General features: G+C 60.0%; 2 protein-coding genes. Both read right to left on the bottom strand.

What is annotated here, in order from left to right:
* Nucleotides 1–402, bottom strand: a 402-nt coding sequence (locus GM79_RS09790; protein WP_152559932.1) for an IS1 family transposase, incomplete at its 3' end; no start/stop codon positions are given.
* Nucleotides 350–553, bottom strand: a complete 204-nt coding sequence (locus tag GM79_RS24845) for a hypothetical protein (RefSeq protein ID WP_152559931.1) — start codon at nt 551–553, stop codon at nt 350–352. The genes GM79_RS24845 and GM79_RS09790, both read right to left, overlap by 53 nt.
* Nucleotides 554–912 lie beyond the last annotated feature (359 nt).

The raw sequence follows: 912 nt of genomic DNA, 5'->3' as shown, positions 1-912 counted from the left end.
CCGGGCGGTGTGCATACTCAGCGACTTGCTGAAGGAACAAGATTTTCGCACGAGCACCCCACAGCGCTGGCGTAGCGAACAGTTGATGGCTTCGACAATACTTGTTCCGCCGCTGCCCTTGGGGCAGCGGCGATGGTGCCAGCGGGGCAACACCTCCACGTAGGCCTCCCACAGGTCGGTAAAATACCAGCAATGGCGGTGGTAGCGCGGAGGCAGAGCCAACCACAAGCGCCGGGCCGTGGCCGCGTCCCGTCGGCCCAGCACCCAGGCCACGATGCGCCGGCTGGCCCGTTCGACGGCCAACCACAGCCAGACTTTGCGCTTCTTGCGGCCCACGAAGGTCCACATTTCATCCAGCTCCAGCGCTTCCCACTCCTTTTTCTGGTCCTTTTTGGGGCGCAAGCGCGGGAGCGCCGGCGAAGCCGCTTGCGCTTTTTTTTATCCGGCTGGCAATCGTCACCCGCGAGATACCCGTCACGCGGGCAATGCTGCGCTGCGAGTTGCGCTCGCCCAGCAACTCGTCCACCTGCGCATACTGCAGCGCTTTGGCCACGGCGGCGGGGGTAAAACGGGCTTGATGCCCGCAGCCTTTGCACTGGTATTTGGCATGGCCCCCAGCGCTGCCGTTACGGCGAATATGTTCACTGCCGCAAGCAGCGCAGAAATGTTGCGTAAAAACCATCCCTAAAATTAATCATTTCACCTTAGATTAGACCACCGCCAGGAAATTAACGGTTAGAAAGTTTATTCTTCCGAAAAGGGTGCAATTCAAATTGTCGCTAGGCCTCTCTTGCGGGATTGAAGGGTTCAATTTGCTGTCGCACCAGTTGCCATCGGTTACTCATGGCGCAGACGCGCAGGGTCAAGACGCGTTGGGCGCCGTTTTTGCCCCAGCGTTGGCCCGCCCGCTTC

It is taken from the genome of Hymenobacter sp. IS2118, from assembly GCF_000715495.1.
Lineage (GTDB): Bacteria > Bacteroidota > Bacteroidia > Cytophagales > Hymenobacteraceae > Hymenobacter.
This window is presented reverse-complemented; position numbering and strand designations above follow the sequence as displayed.